This is a genomic window from Streptomyces sp. AC602_WCS936 (assembly GCF_019049125.1).
Classification (GTDB): domain Bacteria; phylum Actinomycetota; class Actinomycetes; order Streptomycetales; family Streptomycetaceae; genus Streptomyces.
The window spans coordinates 13,139-30,531 of record NZ_JAGMUF010000018.1 but is presented as its reverse complement, the minus strand read 5'-3'; the positions used below and the strand labels follow the sequence as shown (position 1 = coordinate 30,531).

Here is a 17,393-nt window from a genome sequence, read left to right as displayed (position 1 = left end):
GTTCGATTGTGATGATCGGGGTGCTGGTAGGTTGTGAAGTGTTATGTTTGATTGTGTTGGATGATTGGGTGTGGGTACGGAGGAGTGCGGCTGTGAAGAAGACCTCGACCCGGCTGGCCGACGGTCGCGAGCTCGTCTACTACGACCTGCACGACGACGCGGTGCGCGACGCCGTGGACCGGCGCCCGCTGGAGCGGACCGTCACCACCTCCGAGGTCCGCCGCGACCCGCTGCTCGGTGACTCGGTCGCCATCGCCTCGCACCGCCAGGGCCGCACCTACCACCCGCCCGCCGACCAGTGCCCGCTGTGCCCGTCCCACGGGGAGCGGCTGAGCGAGATCCCGGACTCGTCGTACGACGTGGTGGTCTTCGAGAACCGCTTCCCCTCGCTGGCCGGTGACTCCGGCCGCTGCGAGGTCGTCTGCTTCACCTCCGACCACGACGCCTCCTTCGCCGACCTGAGCGAGGAGCAGGCCCGGCTCGTCCTCGACGCCTGGACCGACCGCACCTCGGAGCTGTCGCATCTGCCCTCCGTGGAACAGGTCTTCTGCTTCGAGAACCGGGGCGCCGAGATCGGGGTGACGCTGGGTCACCCGCACGGCCAGATCTACGCCTACCCCTTCACCACGCCCCGCACCGCGCAGATGCTCCGTTCGCTCGCCGCGCACAAGGACGCGACCGGCGGCGAGAACCTTTTCGACGCCGTACTGGAGGAGGAACTGGCCGGTGAGCGGGTCGTCCTGGAGGGCGAACACTGGGCGGCCTTCGTGCCGTACTCCGCGCACTGGCCGTACGAGGTGCACCTCTACCCCAAGCGGCGGGTGCCCGACCTGCTCGGGCTCGACGAGGCGGCCCGCGCGGAGTTCCCACAGGTCTATCTGGAACTCTTGAGGCGCTTCGACCGGATCTTCGGGGAGGGTGAGCCTCCGACGCCGTACATCGCGGCCTGGCACCAGGCCCCGTTCGGACAGCTGGAGGACTTCGAGGGCGTGGCGCGGGACGACTTCGCGCTCCACCTGGAACTTTTCACTATCCGCCGTACGTCCGGCAAGCTGAAGTTCCTCGCGGGCTCCGAGTCCGGCATGGACGTGTTCATCAACGACGTGCCCCCGGAGCGCGCGGCCGAGCGACTGCGAGAGGTAGCGAGTTCATGAGCGGGAAGTACCTGGTGACGGGCGGGGCCGGCTATGTCGGCAGCGTGGTCGCCCAGCATCTGCTGGAGGCGGGCCACGAGGTCGTCGTCCTCGACAACCTGTCGACGGGCTTCCGGGAGGGCGTGCCGTCGGGTGCCACCTTCGTCGAGGGGGACATCCGCGACGCCGCGAAGTGGCTGGACGCGTCGTACGACGGCGTGCTGCACTTCGCCGCCTTCTCCCAGGTCGGCGAGTCCGTCGTGAAGCCCGAGAAGTACTGGGACAACAACGTCGGCGGCACCATGGCCCTGCTGGAGGCCATGCGCACGGCGGGCGTCCGCCGCCTCGTCTTCTCCTCCACGGCCGCCACGTACGGCGAGCCGGAGCAGGTCCCGATCGTCGAGACCGCGCCGACGAAGCCCACGAACCCGTACGGCGCCTCCAAGCTCGCCGTCGACCACATGATCAGCGGCGAGGCGGCGGCCCACGGCCTGGGCGCGGTGTCGCTGCGCTACTTCAACGTCGCGGGCGCGTACGGCGAGTACGGCGAGCGCCACGACCCCGAGTCCCACCTGATCCCCCTGGTCCTCCAGGTCGCCCAGGGCAGGCGCGACGCGATCTCCGTCTTCGGCGACGACTACCCGACGCCGGACGGCACCTGCGTACGCGACTACATCCACGTCGCCGACCTGGCCGAGGCGCACCTGCTGGCCGTGACGGCCGCCGTCCCGGGCGAGCACCTCATCTGCAACCTGGGCAACGGCAACGGCTTCTCCGTCCGCGAGGTCGTCGAGACCGTCCGCCGGGTGACGGGCCACCCGATCCCCGAGATCGTGGCCCCGCGCCGGGGCGGCGACCCGGCGGTCCTGGTGGCGTCGGCGGACACCGCCAAGGAGAAGCTGGGCTGGAACCCGTCCCGCGCGGATCTCGCGGGCATCGTGGCGGACGCGTGGGAGTTCGCGCAGCGGTGCGCGGGCCAGTAATCGGGAAGAGCGAGGGGCAGGGCATGGACGAGGCTGTGGCGAAGGCCGTCGGCGAGCGGTTCCGGGAGCTGTACGGGACGGAGCCCGAAGGAATCTGGGCGGCCCCCGGCCGCGTCAACCTCATCGGCGAACACACCGACTACAACGACGGCTTCGTCATGCCCTTCGCCCTGCCGCACACCGCGGTCGTGGCCGTCTCCCGCCGGGACGACGGCATCCTGCGCCTGCACTCGGCGGACATCGACGCCGGTGTCGTCGAACTACGCGTCGCCGACCTGACCCCCGAGTCGGACAAGTCCTGGACCGCGTACCCCTCGGGCGTGGTCTGGGCACTGCGCGAGGCCGGCCACGAGCTGACCGGCGCCGACATCCACCTGGCCTCCACGGTCCCGTCCGGCGCGGGCCTCTCCTCCTCGGCGGCCCTGGAGGTCGTGGTCGCCCTCGCCCTGAACGACCTCTACTCCCTCGGCCTGCGCGGCTGGCAGCTGGCCCGCCTGTGCCAGCGCGCGGAGAACGTCTACGTCGGCGCCCCCGTCGGCATCATGGACCAGACCGCCTCCGCCTGCTGCGAAGCGGGCCACGCCCTCTTCCTCGACACCCGGGACCTCTCCCAGCGCCAGATCCCCTTCGACCTCGCGGCCGAGGGCATGCGCCTGCTCGTCGTGGACACGCAGGTCAAGCACTCCCACAGCGAGGGCGAGTACGGCAAGCGCCGCGCCGGCTGCGAGAAGGGCGCGGCGCTGCTGGGCGTGGACGCCCTGCGGGACGTCCCGTACGCCGAACTCGACGCGGCGCTGGAACGCCTGGCCGACGACGAGGAGGTCCGCCGCCTGGTCCGGCACGTCGTCACGGAGGACGAGCGCGTCGAGCGGGTGGTGGCGCTCCTCGAGTCCGGCGACACCCGCGCCATCGGCCGCGTCCTGGTCGAGGGCCACGCCTCCTTGCGCGACGACTTCCGCATCTCCTGCCCCGAACTCGACCTCGCCGTCGACACATCCCTCGCCTCCGGCGCCCTCGGCGCCCGCATGACCGGCGGCGGCTTCGGCGGCTCGGCGATCGTGCTGGCGGAGGCCGCCGACGTGGACGCCATCACGAAGGCGGTGGAGGAGGCCTTCGCGGCGGCTTCCTTCACCGCACCCCGGGTCTTCGAGGCGGTGCCTTCGGCGGGGGCGCGGCGGGTGGGGTGACGGCCTCGGGGCGGTTCACGGCAGGGCGGCGCTGACGCAAACCCAACTACCCCCTCGCCAGGCCCGGTCGATAGCGTTGCCTCACTCGTGAGAACCCTCGTCCCACCGGGAGCCAGCCGTGAACGCGGGCAAGTGGCTCAGGGGACACGCTTACGTCGTCGCTGCCCTCGGCGACGTACTGGCGACTGTGGGCGCCCGTTCAAGGGCGAGCCATCGTTGGGCTCCTGACAATGGCCGAGCGCTCGGCCGCCTCGTGCAGATGCTCGAGTGCACTGGGGCGGAGCCGGTCCGTACGGTGGGTGACGCCCTCGTTCGGGGTTACTGCTTCAGTTCTTCGACGAAAGCCATGAAGGCAGGGCGTGGCACGGACAAGACGCCGTGGGAGGGTGCCTTCGAGTCGCGGACGGCGACGGCCGGGCCGCTGAGTCTCACCTCGACGCACTCGTTGTTCGCCGCGCTGTAGCTACTCTTGAGCCAGTCTCCGGCACCGAGCCGACCTGCGGTTGGTGTCTTGTTCATGAAGTCGGCTCCTGTCTTGCTGCGGTCAGCAGTTCGAGGCTGGCCGAGGTGTCGGCCGCCTGCGATCGCAGGTAGTCAAACATGAGTTTGTAGTTCTGCACATCGACAGGAGCGTCGAGATAGAGACCACGCCTGTGCAGTTCCAGGTAGACCACATTCATACTGCTGAGCGGGTTCTCTTCGTCGTCGCGGCCGAGGACAAGGAAGTGCCCCCCGGAGCCTGCCGCGTGGGCACCCGATGCGAACGGAAGAATCTGGATGTCCACATTGGGGCGCTGCGCCATGACGGTCAGATGATCGATCTGCTCGGCCATGACGTCGGCGCCGCCAACTCGTCGCCTGAGAACCGCGTCATCGAGGACCACCCACAGATGCAGGGCGGGCGAGCGATTCAGAATCGCCTGGCGCTTGACGCGAGCGTCCACTTTGGCCGCGATCACGTCGACTTCGGTGCGAACGTCCTGCGCCTCGTGCAGTGCGAGGGCGTAACGCCTGGTCTGTAGCAGGCCTGGCACGAGCGTGTTCGCGAAAACGTGCTCGTACTCGGCCACGTCCTCGAAGGACATCAGCGGGTCCATGACCTCCGGCACTGCCGGGTGCTCCATCCACCAGCCGTTCTCCTGGTTGCGGACGAGTCGGACCAACGTGTCCAGTTCATCGGGGGAGGCGCCGCACGCATCGGCGATCGCTCTGACCGTGGGGAGCCTGAGCTTGGCGCGATCCTGCCAGGTCTCGTAGCGGTTGACCGTTCCCACGGACACTCCCGCTCGTCTGGCCACCTCGGACTGGGTGAGGTCGGCCCGGCTGCGAAGTGCCTTGAGTCCACGGGCGATCTGCATACGCCCCGCAGGCCCGGCTGATCCTCGTACGGTCACCGTTCCGTCTCCTACTGCCTGTCGTCGTCACCGGCCTCTCGTCCGAAGCGGCGTCAGAAGCCTACGTGGCGTCCAGCGCATCCCGGCTTCGACCGAGAAGTTCACCATTTCGAGGGGAAGTTCAACTGTCTGAGTCGAAAGGATTGAAATTCAATGACAGCTTACCTGTCGGAGGTACCCACTCGTCCAAGGGAGTCATGATGGGTTGTCTGTGCAGGAGGCTCGTCAATTGGTCGCGACTGCTCCTTGCGCCGTCCGGGCGTCACAGGGCAGAAGGTGCCCGGCCGCGTCCAGGCCGGCACCGCGTCCCGCGAAGGTCGCAGGCGCACAGAACCGTGGCGCGTCCGGTCCTCGCACCCACTGTCCGCCACTGGCACGCCCCCATCGACGGCAGCTCCACCCCCCTCGTCCGCCCCTACCTCACCGCGTACGAGCGCGACGAGAAGGCCCGTATCCAGCGCCTGCGCCGCGACATCCTCTGGTGTGCCACCTACGGCGTCGACCTCGACACCCGTGACATCCACGCCCGCCCGGCGGTGGCGTCATGAGCGACGGGACGAGCCGCGTACGCCTCCTGCCCGGGGCCGGCGGTCACGGTCGGCCCGCGTTGCTCATCACGGACGGCGACGGGCCGGTCTCCCGAATCACCGACCACGTGGAGGCGGTGCAACTCGGGCTGGGGGAGCGGCTGCTCGGGCGGGCGCGGGAACTGTTGGAGGGGCCGCGGCCAGGGAGCAGGGAGCTTCGCTCCCTGGCGGGGCAGTTGGCGGACGCGCTTGCGGACGCGCTGTTCATCGCCGGGGCCCGGGGCGGGTGCCCCTGTGGAGACGGGAGGCCGGTGGACAGGTCGTCGTCGACGCCGTCTGCGTGCGGTCGGCTGGCCCTGCCCGGCAGGGACCTCGCCTCCGCCCGGGTCGCGCGGCACTACGTCCGTGACACGTGCCGGTCGTGGGGACTGTCGGCCGACGTGACCGACGACCTGGTGATCATCGCCGGCGAACTGGTCGCCAACGCACTGGAGCACAGCGACAGCCGTACCGTCACGATCGCCTGCGCTCTCACCGCCGATGTGGTCACGGTCGGGGTGACCGACAGCGGCGGGAGCGGGGGTACGCCGTCGGCCACTGCGGCCGAGGCGGAGTGTGAACGCGGGCGAGGTCTGTTGATCACCGATGCGCTGGCGGGATGGTGGGGAACGCGGCGGACGGGTGGAGGCGGCCTTACGGTCTGGGCCGAGGTCGCCGTCGGGCCCGCGGCGGACGTCTCGGTCGGTGCGGGGTGAGTGGGGCGACGCGCGCCCGCAGTGCAAGACCGGCGCCTTCATACTGGAGGCCGGGAGGACCCATGACTCAGGAGACCCTGTACCGGCGACTGCGCCACCGCCGTGATCGTATGACTCCGCCGCCGGGCTTCGCCTGGCCCGAGATCAGTAACGGGCAGCTTGTGATGATGATGAGCCCGCGGCCCCGCCACCAGCTCACCGCGAAGCTGGTGTCCCGGCAGCTCGATGCTCAGGTTCCCGAGGGATTGTTCGCGTTCGAGGCGACCGACATCGACGACGCGTCCCTCGGCACGCTGCGGATTCCGGACATCCTCGTCTGTTCCGGCGACGCCATGCAGACCGACGACCCCCTCGACCCCCACGAGATCGTCCTGGCGATCGAGATCGTCTCCCCTTCCAACCCCGACAACGACTACCACGACAAGAGCCGCGACTACCCAGCCATGGGCATCCCCCACTACCTGATCCTCGACCCGCGCGACGGCACCTGGACCTACCAGTGGGGCGTCGGCCGGAGCGAGGGGCGGCCCGCCTACGAGAACCGGCTGCACCTCCTGTACGGCAAGGCGGTCACCCTCGTCACGGAGCTCGGTACCTGGACCGTCGAGACGGCCGGACTGCCCCGCTACAGCGCGAAGGACATGGGGGAGCCGGAGTCCGAGTGACACCCAGCCCCGCAAGTTCCGCCCCGCTCACCCCAACCGCTTCACCAGCGTGTACTCCGTGACCCCCGGCGGATAGTCCGGGATCACGCACACCACCTCGTACCCCTGCTTCCGGTAGAAGTCCGGCGCCTGGAAGTCCCACGTCTCCACGCGGGCCGCCGCGCAGCCCCGTTCGTGGTGGGCCGTCCGTTCCGCCTCGGTGAGGAGGGCGGAGCCCAGACCCGTGCCGCGGTGGGGGTCGTCGACCCACAGGTACGTCACGTGCAGCCAGGTCGCCCAGGTGTGGCCGACGAGGCCGCCGGCCAGGGTGCCGGACGACTGGTCGAGGGCCCAGACGTGCAGGGGGTGTTCGCGTTCGTGAGGCGTTCCGCGCAAGGAGCGCAGGACGGAGGAGGCCGTCGTGTTCGTCTCCCGGAGGCGGGTGCGCAGCAGATCGCGCCGTGTCCTGTCCACTTCTGTCACGAGACGAAACATGCGGCTCACCATAAACGCGTCGGGCTGTCAGTTCTGCAAATAGCCTTCCGCTCCCGGCGCCCGTCCGTACTCTGATGAACAGCACCGGTGGGGGCCGGTGCCGTTCAGGGGGCGAGACAACCGGGTACGGCGCCCGGGGCGGGGGTGGCGGTCACTGCACGGCGGCGGCCGTGTGGCTGCGACGACCCGTCCCGGTGTCGTCCTCCGCGTTCCGTGGCTGGACAGACGATGGGTTCCCCTGCTCCGTCAGGAGCCTGGGGGAGGGGGTTTCGTGGTTCGTATCCGTGTCCTGGTCGTCGACGACCATCGCATCTTCGCCGAGTCGCTCGCCGCCGCGCTGGCGGCCGAGCCCGACGTGGAGGTCTCCGCGGCCGGCAGCGGCCCGGCCGCGCTGCGCTGCCTGGAGCGGGCCGCGTCCGAGGGGCGGAGGTACGACGTACTGCTCGTCGACGCCGACCTGGGCGGACATGTGCCCGGCGCGCGGCCCGCCGTGCCGGTACGGGAGGGCAACGAGGAGGGGCTGGTCGACGGGATCTCCCTGGTCACCGGGGTGCGGTCGGGGCAGCCTGGCGTGCGGATCGTCGTCCTCGCCGAGAAGGACGATCCCCGGCGGGCGGCCCTCGCGCTGGGGGCCGGGGCATCGGGTTGGGTGGCGAAGGACTGCTCGCTGTCGCGGCTGCTCAGTGTGATCCGGGGTGTGCTGCGGGACGAGACGCATCTGCCGCCCGCGCTGCTCACCGGCGTCCTGCGCGAGCTGACCGCCGCCCGCAAGCACCGCACCGAGAGCGAGCGGCTGGTGGAGTCGCTGACCCCGCGGGAGCGCGAGGTGCTGCGCTGCATGGTCGCCGGGCTCGGGCGCAAGGCGGTCGCCGAGCGGCTGTACCTGTCCCCGCACACCGTGCGGACGCACATGCAGAACGTACTGGGGAAGCTGGGCGTGCACTCCACCCTCGCCGCCGTCGCGCTGGCGCGGCGGGCCGGGGTGGGACCGGCGGACCTAACCGGGGATGTTGTCGAACGGGGCGGTCAGCTGGCGTAGCAGGCCCGCCAGTTCGCCGCGCTGGGTGCGGGAGAGCTCGGCCAGGATCGCGCGCTCCTGCGCCAGCAGGCCTGCCAGGGACTGGTCGGCGCGGTCCCGGCCCTCGTCCGTGAGCCGGACCAGCACACCGCGCCGGTCGCTGGGGTCGGGCAGGCGTTCCACCAGGCCCTTCTTGGCGAGGCGGTCGATGCGGTTGGTCATCGTGCCGGAGGTGACCAGGGTCTGGGTGAGGAGCTGGCCCGGGGAGAGCTGGTACGGGGTGCCCGCGCGGCGCAGCGCCGTCAGGACGTCGAACTCCCACGGCTCGAGATTGTGCTCGGAGAAGGCGAGGCGGCGGGCGCGGTCCAGGTGCCGGGCGAGCCTGCTGACCCGGCTCAGTACCTCGAGCGGTTCCACGTCGAGGTCCGGGCGCTCCCGGCGCCACGCTGCGACCAGCCGATCGACCTCGTCCTCCATGACGATCAGTGTAGTGGTTGTGTCGACGTGAAGTCTCTTGATGTCAACTGTCTTGACGTCGAGATAATGGTGGGGTGACGCTGGGTACCCGGCCCGGACAGCCAGCCCCTGGAGGCTCCATGCCCGCCACCGCTCCCACCTGGGACCCTGCCCAGTACCTGCGCCACGCCGGCCCTCGCGCCCGCCCCTTCACCGACCTCCTCGCCCGCGTCCCCGACCTCCCCGCGCCCGCGCCCCGCATCGCCGACCTCGGCTGCGGCCCCGGCAACGTCACCGCCCTGCTCGCCGACCGCTGGCCCACCGCCCGCATCACCGGCTACGACAACTCCGCCGAGATGCTGGAACGGGCCCGACAACACGCCGGGGACACCTCCGACGGCGGCCACGTCGACTTCGCCTCCGCCGACGCCCGCACCTGGACCCCCGCCGAACCCCACGACCTCGTCATCAGCAACGCCACCCTCCAGTGGGTCCCCGGCCACGCGCAGCGGTTCCCCGACTGGATCGCGGGCCTCGCCCCCGGCGGCGTCCTCGCCTTCCAGGTCCCCGGCAACTTCGCCGCCCCCAGCCACCGCCTGATGCGCGAACTCGCCCACTCCCCGCGCTGGCGCCACCGCCTCGCCGGCACCCTCCGCCACGACGACGCCGTCCTCACCCCCGAGGCCTACCTCGCCCACCTGAGTGCCGCCGGCTGCACCGCCGACGTGTGGGAGACGACGTACGTCCACCTGCTGCCCGGCGAGGACCCCGTACTGGACTGGGTGAAGGGGACGGGACTGCGGCCCGTACTCACCGCCCTCGACGACGACCCCGAGGCCCGCGACGCCTTCGTCGAGGAGTACCGCACCGTCCTGCGCGCCGCCTACCCGCCGGGCCCGCACGGGACCCCGTTCCCCTTCCGCCGGATCTTCGCCGTCGCCCGGAAGCCGGCCGACCGGTGATCACCGCCCTCGACCACGTCCAGCTCGCCGCCCCGCCCGGCACCGAGGAGGCACTGCGCGCCTTCTACGCCGGTGACCTCGGCCTGACCGAGATCCCCAAGCCGCCCGCGCTCGCCGCCCGCGGCGGCTGCTGGTTCCGGACGGGAACGGTCCAGCTCCACCTGGGCATCGAGACGACCGGCTTCCGGCCCGCCCGCAAGGCCCACCCCGGGCTCCGCGTCACCGGGATCGACGCGTACGCCGCCCGGCTGGAGGCCCACGGCACACCCGTGACCTGGGACGACGACCTGCCCGGCCACCGGCGCTTCTACTGCGCGGACCCCGTGGGCAACCGCCTGGAGTTCCTGGAGCCGGACCCACCGAGGGAGCCGTGACGCCGACCGTCGGCGCGCCCGCACCAGTCCCGACCGTCGGCGCGCCCGCACCAGTCCCGGGCGGCGGCGCTCACGCACCAGTCCCGGGCGGCGGCGCTCACGCACCAGTCCCGGGCGGCGGCGCTCACGCACCAGTCCCGGCCGTCGGCGCGCCCGCACCGGCCCCGGCCGTCGGCGCGCCCGCACCGGCCCCGGCCGTCGGCGCGCCCGCACCGGCCCCGGCCGTCGGCGCTCACGCCACCCCCGCCGCGACCAGCGCGTCGATCTCCTCCCCGGACAGGCCCAGCTCGCCGAGGACGGCGCGGGTGTGCTCGCCCAGCGCCGGGACCGCCTCCATGCGGGGCGCCGCCCCCGTCGGGCCCGGCGGCGCGAACGCCGGCACCGGACCGGCCGGCGTGGGCACCTCGTGCCGGCGTGCCCGCGCGGCCAGCTGCGGGTGGTCCCACACCTCGGCGAGCGTGTTCACCCGCGCGTTCGCCACCGGCACCACGCCGAGCAGCTCGATCGCCTCCGCAGCCGTCAGTTCCGCGAACCGGGCCGCGATCAGCTCGCCCAGCTCCTCGCGGTGCGCGTTGCGGTCCGCGTTGGTGGCGAACCGCGGGTGCTCGGCCAGCTCCGGGCGGCCCAGGAACCGCGTACAGAAGCCCTGCCACTCGCGCTCGTTCTGGATCGCCATCATGACGGTCTTCCCGTCACCCGCCGTGAAGGGGCCGTACGGGTGGATCGTCGCGTGCGCGGCACCGGCCCGCGGCGGCGGCTCGGCGCCGTCGAAGGCGTAGTACAGCGGGAAGCCCATCCACTCCACGGTGGCCTCCAGCATCGACACGTCCAGATGCGTGCCCCGGCCCGTGCGCCCGCGCTCCAGCAGCGCCGCGAGGATCGAGCTGTACGCGTACATCCCGGCGGCGATGTCCGACACCGAGACGCCCACCTTCGCCATCTCGTCCGGTGTGCCCGTCACCGACAGCAGCCCCGACTCGGCCTGCACCATCAGGTCGTACGCCTTGCGGCCCTCGTACGGGCCCGGGGAGCCGTAGCCGGAGACGTCGCACACGATCAGCGACGGGTGCCGCTCCCGCAGTTCCTCCGCAACGAGCCCCGCGCGGGCCGCCGCACCCGGCGCCAGGTTCTGCAGGAACACGTCCGCGCCCGCGATCAGGCGGCGCAGCACCGCCATGCCCCGCGAGTCCTTGATGTCGAGGGTCACGGACTCCTTGTTGCGGTTCACCCACACGAAGTGCGAGCTCAAGCCCTTCACCCGGGTGTCGTAGGCGCGGGCGAAGTCACCCGTCCCCGGCCGCTCCACCTTGATCACCCGCGCGCCGAGATCGGCGAGCTGACGGCTGGCGTAGGGGGCGGCGACCGCCTGTTCGAGCGAGACGACGGTGATTCCGCGCAGCGGCTGCATGGGCTCCGGCTCCCCGTACGGTCCTAGTTCTTCCGGTGCCCTATCAGGCGCGGCTTCGGCTCCAGACCGTCCAGCCCGTGCCACGCCAGGTTCACCAGGTGCGCCGCCACCTCCGCCTTCTTCGGCTTGCGCACGTCCAGCCACCACTGCCCGGTCAGCGCCACCATGCCGACCAGCGCCTGCGCGTACAGCGGGGCCAGCTTCGCGTCGAAACCGCGGCTCTTGAACTCACGGCCCAGGATGTCCTCCACCTGGGTGGCGATGTCCGAGATGAGGGAGGCGAACGAGCCCGTCGACTGCGGGATGGGGGAGTCGCGGACCAGGATGCGGAAGCCGTCCGTGTACTCCTCGATGTAGTCCAGGAGGGCGAAGGCCGCCTGCTCGCACAGCTCCCGCGGATGGCCCGCGGTCAGGGAGCTGGTCACCATGTCCAGCAGACGCCGCATCTCGCGGTCCACCACCACCGCGTACAGCCCCTCCTTGCCGCCGAAGTGCTCGTACACCACCGGCTTGGAGACCCCGGCCTTCGCCGCGATCTCCTCCACCGACGTGCCCTCGAAGCCCTTCGCCGCGAAGAGGGTGCGACCGATCTCCAGCAGCTGCTGGCGGCGCTCGGCACCGGTCATCCGGGTGCGACGCGCGCGCCGCGGCTTCTCGTTGTTCGGGGTGCTGCTGGAGTCGGTCGCCACAGCGACCATCATGCCGCCTCGACGGTTTCCTTCCGGCGCCGGGACGAATCTTGGTCCGTGTTGCGGCGGGAATCGATACGCGAGCGTGACGGCCACCGCACGTCGTACGCCCAGCCCAACTGCTCGAACCAGCGGATCAGCCGCGCCGACGAGTCCAGCTGGCCGCGCATCACACCGTGCCGCGCCGACGTCGGGTCGGCGTGGTGCAGGTTGTGCCAGGACTCACCGCAGGACAGGACCGCCAGCCACCACACGTTGCCCGAACGGTCCCGCGACTTGAACGGACGCTTGCCGACCGCGTGGCAGATCGAGTTGATCGACCACGTCACGTGGTGCAACAGGGCCACCCGGACGAGTGAACCCCAGAAGAAGCCGGTGAACGCCCCCCACCACGACATCGTGACCAGACCGCCGATCAGCGCCGGGAGGGCCAGCGACACGACCGTCCACAGGATGAACTGGCGGGAGATCGCGCGCAGCGCCGGGTCCTTGATCAGATCCGGGGCGTACTTCTCCTGCGGCGTCTGCTCCTCGTCGAACATCCACGCGATGTGCGCCCACCACAGGCCCTTGATCAGCGCCGGCACCGTCTCGCCGTACCGCCACGGCGAATGCGGATCGCCCTCGTCGTCGGAGAACTTGTGGTGCTTGCGGTGGTCCGCCACCCAGCGCACCAGCGGCCCCTCCACCGCCATCGACCCCGCGATCGCCAACGCGATCTTCAGCGGCCGCTTCGCCTTGAAGGAGCCGTGCGTGAAGTGACGGTGGAAGCCGATGGTGATGCCGTGGCAGCCCAGGAAGTAGAAGAAGACCAGCAGCCCCAGGTCCAGCCAGCTCACCCCCCACCCCCACGCCAGCGGCACCGCCGCCACCAGCGCCAGGAACGGAACGGTGATGAACAACAACAGCGTGATCTGCTCGATGGACCGCTTCTGCTCACCCCCCAGCGTCGCGGAAGGGGCCAAGCCGCCATCGGGCGGCTCAGGGGGCTTCGGAGCGTCTGCGATCACATCGGAACTCGAGGTCATGCGCGTCCCCTGTGGGGTCGAGGGTGGTGTCCGGTGCCGGGCTGCCAGAACCATGCACACTTTCCTACGGTTCCGTAACCTACGGCGACGTAAGTATGGCAGTGCGTCGCCCCGCGGCAAGAGCCCGAGAACCTGCGCGTCCTGGCCGACACCTATCCTGGGAGTCGGTCGGACAGCGCGGTCCGCTCGGAATACTTCCCGGACGTCCGGCTCCGTAAGCGGCGCCCGCCGCGCGAGACGCCGTCCGGGTTCCCTCCCAGACGAGCTTCAACACTGCAAGGAGCCGCACCTGTGAGCAGTGCCGACGACCAGACCACCACGACGACCAGCAGCGAACTGCGCGCCGACATCCGCCGGCTGGGTGACCTCCTCGGAGAGACCCTCGTACGGCAGGAAGGCCCCGAGCTGCTGGACCTCGTCGAGAAGGTCCGCCGACTCACCCGAGAGGACGGCGAGGCCGCCGCCGAGCTGCTGCGCGGCACCGAACTGGAGACCGCCGCCAAGCTGGTACGCGCCTTCTCCACCTACTTCCACCTCGCCAACGTCACCGAGCAGGTCCACCGCGGCCGCGAACTCGGCGCCAAGCGAGCCGCCGAGGGCGGACTCCTCGCCCGTACGGCCGACCGGCTGAAGGACGCCGACCCCGAGCACCTCCAGGAGACGGTCCGCAACCTCAACGTGCGCCCCGTCTTCACCGCGCACCCCACCGAGGCCGCCCGCCGCTCCGTCCTCAACAAGCTGCGCCGCATCGCCGCCCTCCTCGACACCCCGGTCAACGAGTCCGACCGCCGCCGCCTCGACACCCGCCTCGCCGAGAACATCGACCTGGTGTGGCAGACCGACGAGCTGCGCGTCGTCCGCCCCGAGCCCGCCGACGAGGCCCGCAACGCCATCTACTACCTCGACGAGCTGCACGCGGGCGCCGTCGGCGACGTCCTGGAGGACCTGACCGCCGAACTGGAACGCGCCGGCGTCAAGCTCCCCGACGACACCCGCCCGCTCACCTTCGGCACCTGGATCGGCGGCGACCGCGACGGCAACCCCAACGTCACCCCCCAGGTCACCTGGGACGTCCTCATCCTCCAGCACGAACACGGCATCAACGACGCCCTGGAGATGATCGACGAACTGCGCGGCTTCCTCTCCAACTCCATCCGCTACGCGGGTGCCACGGAGGAACTCCTCACCTCCCTCCAGGCCGACCTGGAGCGGCTGCCCGAGATCAGCCCCCGCTACAAGCGCCTCAACGCCGAGGAGCCCTACCGGCTCAAGGCCACCTGCATCCGGCAGAAGCTCGAGAACACCAAGCAGCGCCTCGCCAAGGGCACCCCCCACGAGGACGGCCACGACTACCTCGGCACCGCACAGCTCCTCGACGACCTGCGCATCGTCCAGACCTCCCTGCGCGAGCACCGCGGCGGACTCTTCGCCGACGGCCGCCTCGCCCGCACCATCCGCACGCTGGCCGCCTTCGGCCTCCAGCTCGCCACCATGGACGTCCGCGAACACGCCGACGCCCACCACCACGCCCTCGGCCAGCTCTTCGACCGGCTCGGCGAGGAATCCTGGCGCTACGCCGACATGCCCCGCGAGTACCGCGCCAAGCTCCTCGCCAAGGAGCTGCGGTCCCGGCGTCCGCTGGCGCCCAGCCCGGCACCCGTCGACGCCGCCGGGGAGAAGACCCTCGGCGTCTTCCAGACCGTCAAGCGGGCCCTGTCGGTCTTCGGCCCCGAGGTCATCGAGTCCTACATCATCTCCATGTGCCAGGGCGCCGACGACGTCTTCGCGGCGGCGGTGCTGGCGCGGGAGGCGGGCCTCATCGACCTGCACGCCGGCTGGGCCAAGATCGGCATCGTGCCGCTCCTGGAGACCACCGACGAGCTCAAGGCCGCCGACACCATCCTCGAGGACCTCCTCGCCGACCCCTCCTACCGGCGCCTGGTCGCCCTGCGCGGCGACGTCCAGGAGGTCATGCTCGGCTACTCCGACTCCTCCAAGTTCGGCGGCATCACCACCAGCCAGTGGGAGATCCACCGCGCCCAGCGCCGCCTGCGCGACGTCGCCCACCGCTACGGCGTACGCCTGCGCCTCTTCCACGGCCGCGGCGGCACCGTCGGCCGCGGCGGCGGCCCCACCCACGACGCGATCCTCGCCCAGCCCTGGGGCACCCTCGAAGGCGAGATCAAGGTCACCGAGCAGGGCGAGGTCATCTCCGACAAGTACCTCATCCCCGCGCTCGCCAGGGAGAACCTGGAACTGACCGTCGCGGCCACCCTCCAGGCCTCCGCCCTGCACACCGCCCCCCGCCAGTCCGACGAGGCCCTCGCCCGCTGGGACGCCGCCATGGACGTCGTCTCCGACGCCGCCCACACGGCCTACCGCAAGCTGGTCGAGGACCCCGACCTGCCTACGTACTTCCTGGCCTCCACGCCGGTCGACCAGCTCGCCGACCTGCACCTGGGCTCGCGGCCCTCCCGCCGCCCCGGCTCGGGCGTCTCCCTCGACGGACTGCGCGCCATCCCCTGGGTGTTCGGCTGGACCCAGTCCCGGCAGATCGTCCCCGGCTGGTACGGCGTCGGCTCCGGCCTCAAGGCCCTGCGCGAGGCCGGCCTGGACACCGTCCTCGACGAGATGCACCAGCAGTGGCACTTCTTCCGCAACTTCATCTCCAACGTCGAGATGACCCTCGCCAAGACCGACCTGCGCATCGCCCAGCACTACGTCGACACCCTCGTCCCCGACGAGCTCAAGCACGTCTTCGACCGGATCAAGACCGAGCACGAGCTCACCGTCGCCGAGGTGCTGCGGGTCACCGGCGAGAACGAACTGCTCGACGCCGACCCCGTCCTCAAGCAGACCTTCACCATCCGCGACGCCTACCTCGACCCGATCTCCTACCTCCAGGTCGCGCTCCTCGGCCGCCAGCGCGAGGCCGCCGCCGCGGGCGAGGACGCGGACCCGCTCCTCGCCCGAGCCCTCCTGCTCACCGTCAACGGCGTGGCAGCGGGCCTCCGCAACACCGGCTGACGAACCCCACGGCCGAAAAACGACGGTGCCCCGGGCTCTCACCAGAGCCCGGGGCACCGTCACGTCGTACACACGGCGGCACTCACACCGCGAAGAACGCCGGTGACACTCACACCGCGAAGAACGCCGCCGTCAGCAACACCACACCGGCCCCCGCCATCCCCCACGCCACCCGAGTCCGCCGCAACCCACCGGCCACCACCACGGACGCCAGCAGCAACGCCCCGCCCAACGGCACCCACGCGTACAGCACCCCCGCCGGCCCCGACCGCACCACGCCGTCACCGCCCGGCTTCACCACCACGGAGTACGTCCGCCCCTCCGCCACGGCCACCGAATCCTCCAGCACCACCCGGTCCCGCGCCTGCGACCCCGCCGACACCGGCGCGTACGAGCCGCTGCACACACCGTCGCCGCACCGCGTCACCTCGACGGTCCCCTGCTCACGCCCCTTGGTCAGCATCACGTGCTGCGCACTGCCCCACGACGCCCACACCCCGGCGATCAGCAGCAGCACCGCCACCGTCCCCATCACCGCGACCCGCCCGAACCTCAGGACGACGTGAGTGACCCGACGAGGACGAGGACGTGCAGCGGCGACGGCTGAGGCAGGCATGGCCGGGATAATTGGCCATGCCCCTACGGCCGGTCAACTCACCCGCGTGCCATCCACGGACAAGTCACGAGTTGTACGTGCTCTGCGCCCGCTCCAGCCCCTCGATCACCAGAGCCTCCACCGCGTCCGCCGCCCGGTCCACGAAGTAGTCCAGCTCCTTGCGCTCCGCCGACGAGAAATCTTTCAGCACGAAATCCGCCACCGGCATCCGCCCCGGCGGCCGCCCGATCCCGAACCGCACCCGGTGATAGTCCGACCCCAGCGACTTCGTGATCGACTTCAGCCCGTTGTGCCCGTTGTCCCCGCCGCCCAGCTTCAGCCGCAGCACCCCGTAGTCGATGTCCAGCTCGTCGTGCACCGCCACGATGTTGCCCACCGGGACCTTGTAGAAGTCCCGCAACACCGTCACCGGACCGCCCGACACGTTCATGAACGACATCGGCTTCGCCAGAATCACCCGCCGGTTCGCCGGCCCCGGAGGACCGATCCGCCCCTCCACCACCTGAGCCTGCGCCTTGCCGTGCCGCTTGAACCGCGCCCCCATCCGCTCCGCCAGCAGATCCGCCACCATGAAACCGACGTTGTGCCGGTTCGCGGCGTACTCGGGGCCCGGATTGCCGAGACCGGCCACCAGCCAGGGCGCACCCGCGTCCGTCGTCACGTCCCTGTCTCCTTCGCATCCGTCCACACATACGCG

At 71.0% G+C, this 17,393-nt stretch carries 19 protein-coding genes; 10 read left to right on the top strand and 9 right to left on the bottom strand.

The window, feature by feature from the left end; all coding sequences use genetic code 11:
* Positions 1-92 precede the first annotated feature (92 nt).
* From galT to galK, 3 genes are read left to right on the top strand one after another with little or no spacing between them, the layout of a single operon-like run.
* Positions 93-1,154, top strand: coding sequence for a galactose-1-phosphate uridylyltransferase (gene galT / locus KUM03_RS08385; protein WP_217246392.1), 1,062 nt, complete (start codon positions 93-95; stop codon positions 1,152-1,154).
* On the top strand, positions 1,151-2,116 hold the full coding sequence (gene galE, locus KUM03_RS08380; RefSeq protein WP_217246391.1) for a UDP-glucose 4-epimerase GalE: 966 nt from the start codon (positions 1,151-1,153) through the stop codon (positions 2,114-2,116). Before galT ends, galE begins: the two co-directional genes overlap by 4 nt.
* A gap of 23 nt (positions 2,117-2,139) precedes the next feature.
* Entirely contained in the window at positions 2,140-3,303 is a 1,164-nt protein-coding gene (gene galK / locus KUM03_RS08375; RefSeq protein WP_217246390.1) for a galactokinase, read from the top strand.
* Positions 3,304-3,621: 318 nt separating this feature from the next.
* On the opposite strand, the gene KUM03_RS08370 is transcribed toward galK, so the two are convergent.
* Positions 3,622-3,822, bottom strand: coding sequence for a DUF397 domain-containing protein (locus tag KUM03_RS08370; RefSeq protein ID WP_217246389.1), 201 nt, complete (start codon positions 3,820-3,822; stop codon positions 3,622-3,624).
* Positions 3,819-4,661 (bottom strand): helix-turn-helix transcriptional regulator, encoded by an 843-nt coding sequence (locus KUM03_RS08365; RefSeq protein WP_254399038.1) that lies wholly within the window; start codon positions 4,659-4,661, stop codon positions 3,819-3,821. The genes KUM03_RS08370 and KUM03_RS08365 overlap by 4 nt, the downstream gene beginning before the upstream one ends.
* Before the next feature lie 371 nt (positions 4,662-5,032).
* Between KUM03_RS08365 and KUM03_RS38175 the strand changes: the two genes are divergently transcribed.
* From KUM03_RS38175 to KUM03_RS08350, 3 genes are all read left to right on the top strand, one after another.
* The gene (locus KUM03_RS38175) at positions 5,033-5,245 is read left to right on the top strand and encodes a hypothetical protein (protein ID WP_254399028.1); all 213 of its coding nucleotides are present in this window, start codon (positions 5,033-5,035) and stop codon (positions 5,243-5,245) included.
* Positions 5,242-5,979, top strand: coding sequence for an ATP-binding protein (locus KUM03_RS08355; RefSeq protein ID WP_217246387.1), 738 nt, complete (start codon positions 5,242-5,244; stop codon positions 5,977-5,979). The genes KUM03_RS38175 and KUM03_RS08355 overlap by 4 nt, the downstream gene beginning before the upstream one ends.
* A gap of 62 nt (positions 5,980-6,041) precedes the next feature.
* Positions 6,042-6,644, top strand: coding sequence for a Uma2 family endonuclease (locus tag KUM03_RS08350; RefSeq protein ID WP_217246386.1), 603 nt, complete (start codon positions 6,042-6,044; stop codon positions 6,642-6,644).
* Between the two features lie 27 nt (positions 6,645-6,671).
* Here the strand turns inward: KUM03_RS08350 and KUM03_RS08345 are convergent, their stop codons facing one another.
* The gene (locus tag KUM03_RS08345) at positions 6,672-7,130 is read right to left on the bottom strand and encodes an N-acetyltransferase (RefSeq protein WP_217246385.1); all 459 of its coding nucleotides are present in this window, start codon (positions 7,128-7,130) and stop codon (positions 6,672-6,674) included.
* A gap of 259 nt (positions 7,131-7,389) precedes the next feature.
* On the opposite strand from KUM03_RS08345, the gene KUM03_RS08340 reads away from it, so the two are divergent.
* On the top strand, positions 7,390-8,157 hold the full coding sequence (locus tag KUM03_RS08340; protein ID WP_217246384.1) for a response regulator transcription factor: 768 nt from the start codon (positions 7,390-7,392) through the stop codon (positions 8,155-8,157).
* Here KUM03_RS08340 and tamR read toward each other — a convergent pair.
* Entirely contained in the window at positions 8,116-8,613 is a 498-nt protein-coding gene (gene tamR / locus KUM03_RS08335; protein ID WP_217246383.1) for a MarR family transcriptional regulator TamR, read from the bottom strand. The two genes, KUM03_RS08340 and tamR, sit on opposite strands and share 42 nt — an antisense overlap.
* 119 nt (positions 8,614-8,732) lie before the next feature.
* On the opposite strand from tamR, the gene KUM03_RS08330 reads away from it, so the two are divergent.
* Positions 8,733-9,554 (top strand): trans-aconitate 2-methyltransferase, encoded by an 822-nt coding sequence (locus KUM03_RS08330; RefSeq protein ID WP_217246382.1) that lies wholly within the window; start codon positions 8,733-8,735, stop codon positions 9,552-9,554.
* On the top strand, positions 9,551-9,928 hold the full coding sequence (locus KUM03_RS08325; protein WP_217246381.1) for a VOC family protein: 378 nt from the start codon (positions 9,551-9,553) through the stop codon (positions 9,926-9,928). The genes KUM03_RS08330 and KUM03_RS08325 overlap by 4 nt, the downstream gene beginning before the upstream one ends.
* A 232-nt stretch (positions 9,929-10,160) precedes the next feature.
* Here the strand turns inward: KUM03_RS08325 and KUM03_RS08320 are convergent, their stop codons facing one another.
* The 3 genes from KUM03_RS08320 to KUM03_RS08310 are packed head-to-tail and all read right to left on the bottom strand — an operon-like array spanning position 10,161 to position 13,053.
* Positions 10,161-11,336 carry a CaiB/BaiF CoA-transferase family protein gene (locus KUM03_RS08320; protein ID WP_217246380.1) on the bottom strand — a complete coding sequence of 392 codons (1,176 nt, stop codon included), beginning with the start codon at positions 11,334-11,336 and terminating at the stop codon, positions 10,161-10,163.
* Between the two features lie 23 nt (positions 11,337-11,359).
* Positions 11,360-12,037, bottom strand: a complete 678-nt coding sequence (locus tag KUM03_RS08315; RefSeq protein ID WP_217246379.1) for a TetR/AcrR family transcriptional regulator — start codon at positions 12,035-12,037, stop codon at positions 11,360-11,362.
* Positions 12,034-13,053 carry a fatty acid desaturase gene (locus tag KUM03_RS08310; protein WP_217246378.1) on the bottom strand — a complete coding sequence of 340 codons (1,020 nt, stop codon included), beginning with the start codon at positions 13,051-13,053 and terminating at the stop codon, positions 12,034-12,036. The genes KUM03_RS08315 and KUM03_RS08310 overlap by 4 nt, the downstream gene beginning before the upstream one ends.
* Positions 13,054-13,344: 291 nt before the next feature.
* Here KUM03_RS08310 and ppc point away from each other — a divergent pair, with 291 nt between their 5' ends.
* Positions 13,345-16,080 carry a phosphoenolpyruvate carboxylase gene (ppc, locus tag KUM03_RS08305; protein WP_217246377.1) on the top strand — a complete coding sequence of 912 codons (2,736 nt, stop codon included), beginning with the start codon at positions 13,345-13,347 and terminating at the stop codon, positions 16,078-16,080.
* Positions 16,081-16,189: 109 nt separating this feature from the next.
* On the opposite strand, the gene KUM03_RS08300 is transcribed toward ppc, so the two are convergent.
* On the bottom strand, positions 16,190-16,696 hold the full coding sequence (locus tag KUM03_RS08300; protein WP_217246376.1) for a hypothetical protein: 507 nt from the start codon (positions 16,694-16,696) through the stop codon (positions 16,190-16,192).
* A 64-nt stretch (positions 16,697-16,760) separates the two neighbouring features.
* Positions 16,761-17,357 carry an aminoacyl-tRNA hydrolase gene (gene pth, locus KUM03_RS08295; protein ID WP_217246375.1) on the bottom strand — a complete coding sequence of 199 codons (597 nt, stop codon included), beginning with the start codon at positions 17,355-17,357 and terminating at the stop codon, positions 16,761-16,763.
* Between the last annotated feature and the right edge of the window lie 36 nt (positions 17,358-17,393).

Excerpts from the sequence above, each read along its gene's own strand:
- KUM03_RS08355 (WP_217246387.1), top strand. The coding sequence starts at position 5,242 with ATGAGCGACGGGACGAGCCGCGTACGCCTCCTGCCCGGGGCCGGCGGT.
- KUM03_RS08300 (WP_217246376.1), bottom strand. The coding sequence starts at position 16,696 with ATGCCTGCCTCAGCCGTCGCCGCTGCACGTCCTCGTCCTCGTCGGGTC.
- KUM03_RS08315 (WP_217246379.1), bottom strand. The coding sequence starts at position 12,037 with ATGATGGTCGCTGTGGCGACCGACTCCAGCAGCACCCCGAACAACGAG.
- KUM03_RS08330 (WP_217246382.1), top strand. The coding sequence starts at position 8,733 with ATGCCCGCCACCGCTCCCACCTGGGACCCTGCCCAGTACCTGCGCCAC.
- tamR (WP_217246383.1), bottom strand. The coding sequence starts at position 8,613 with ATGGAGGACGAGGTCGATCGGCTGGTCGCAGCGTGGCGCCGGGAGCGC.
- KUM03_RS08345 (WP_217246385.1), bottom strand. The coding sequence starts at position 7,130 with ATGGTGAGCCGCATGTTTCGTCTCGTGACAGAAGTGGACAGGACACGG.
- KUM03_RS08365 (WP_254399038.1), bottom strand. The coding sequence starts at position 4,661 with ATGCAGATCGCCCGTGGACTCAAGGCACTTCGCAGCCGGGCCGACCTC.
- KUM03_RS08370 (WP_217246389.1), bottom strand. The coding sequence starts at position 3,822 with ATGAACAAGACACCAACCGCAGGTCGGCTCGGTGCCGGAGACTGGCTC.
- KUM03_RS08320 (WP_217246380.1), bottom strand. The coding sequence starts at position 11,336 with ATGCAGCCGCTGCGCGGAATCACCGTCGTCTCGCTCGAACAGGCGGTC.
- galE (WP_217246391.1), top strand. The coding sequence starts at position 1,151 with ATGAGCGGGAAGTACCTGGTGACGGGCGGGGCCGGCTATGTCGGCAGC.
- KUM03_RS08350 (WP_217246386.1), top strand. The coding sequence starts at position 6,042 with ATGACTCAGGAGACCCTGTACCGGCGACTGCGCCACCGCCGTGATCGT.
- KUM03_RS08310 (WP_217246378.1), bottom strand. The coding sequence starts at position 13,053 with ATGACCTCGAGTTCCGATGTGATCGCAGACGCTCCGAAGCCCCCTGAG.
- galK (WP_217246390.1), top strand. The coding sequence starts at position 2,140 with ATGGACGAGGCTGTGGCGAAGGCCGTCGGCGAGCGGTTCCGGGAGCTG.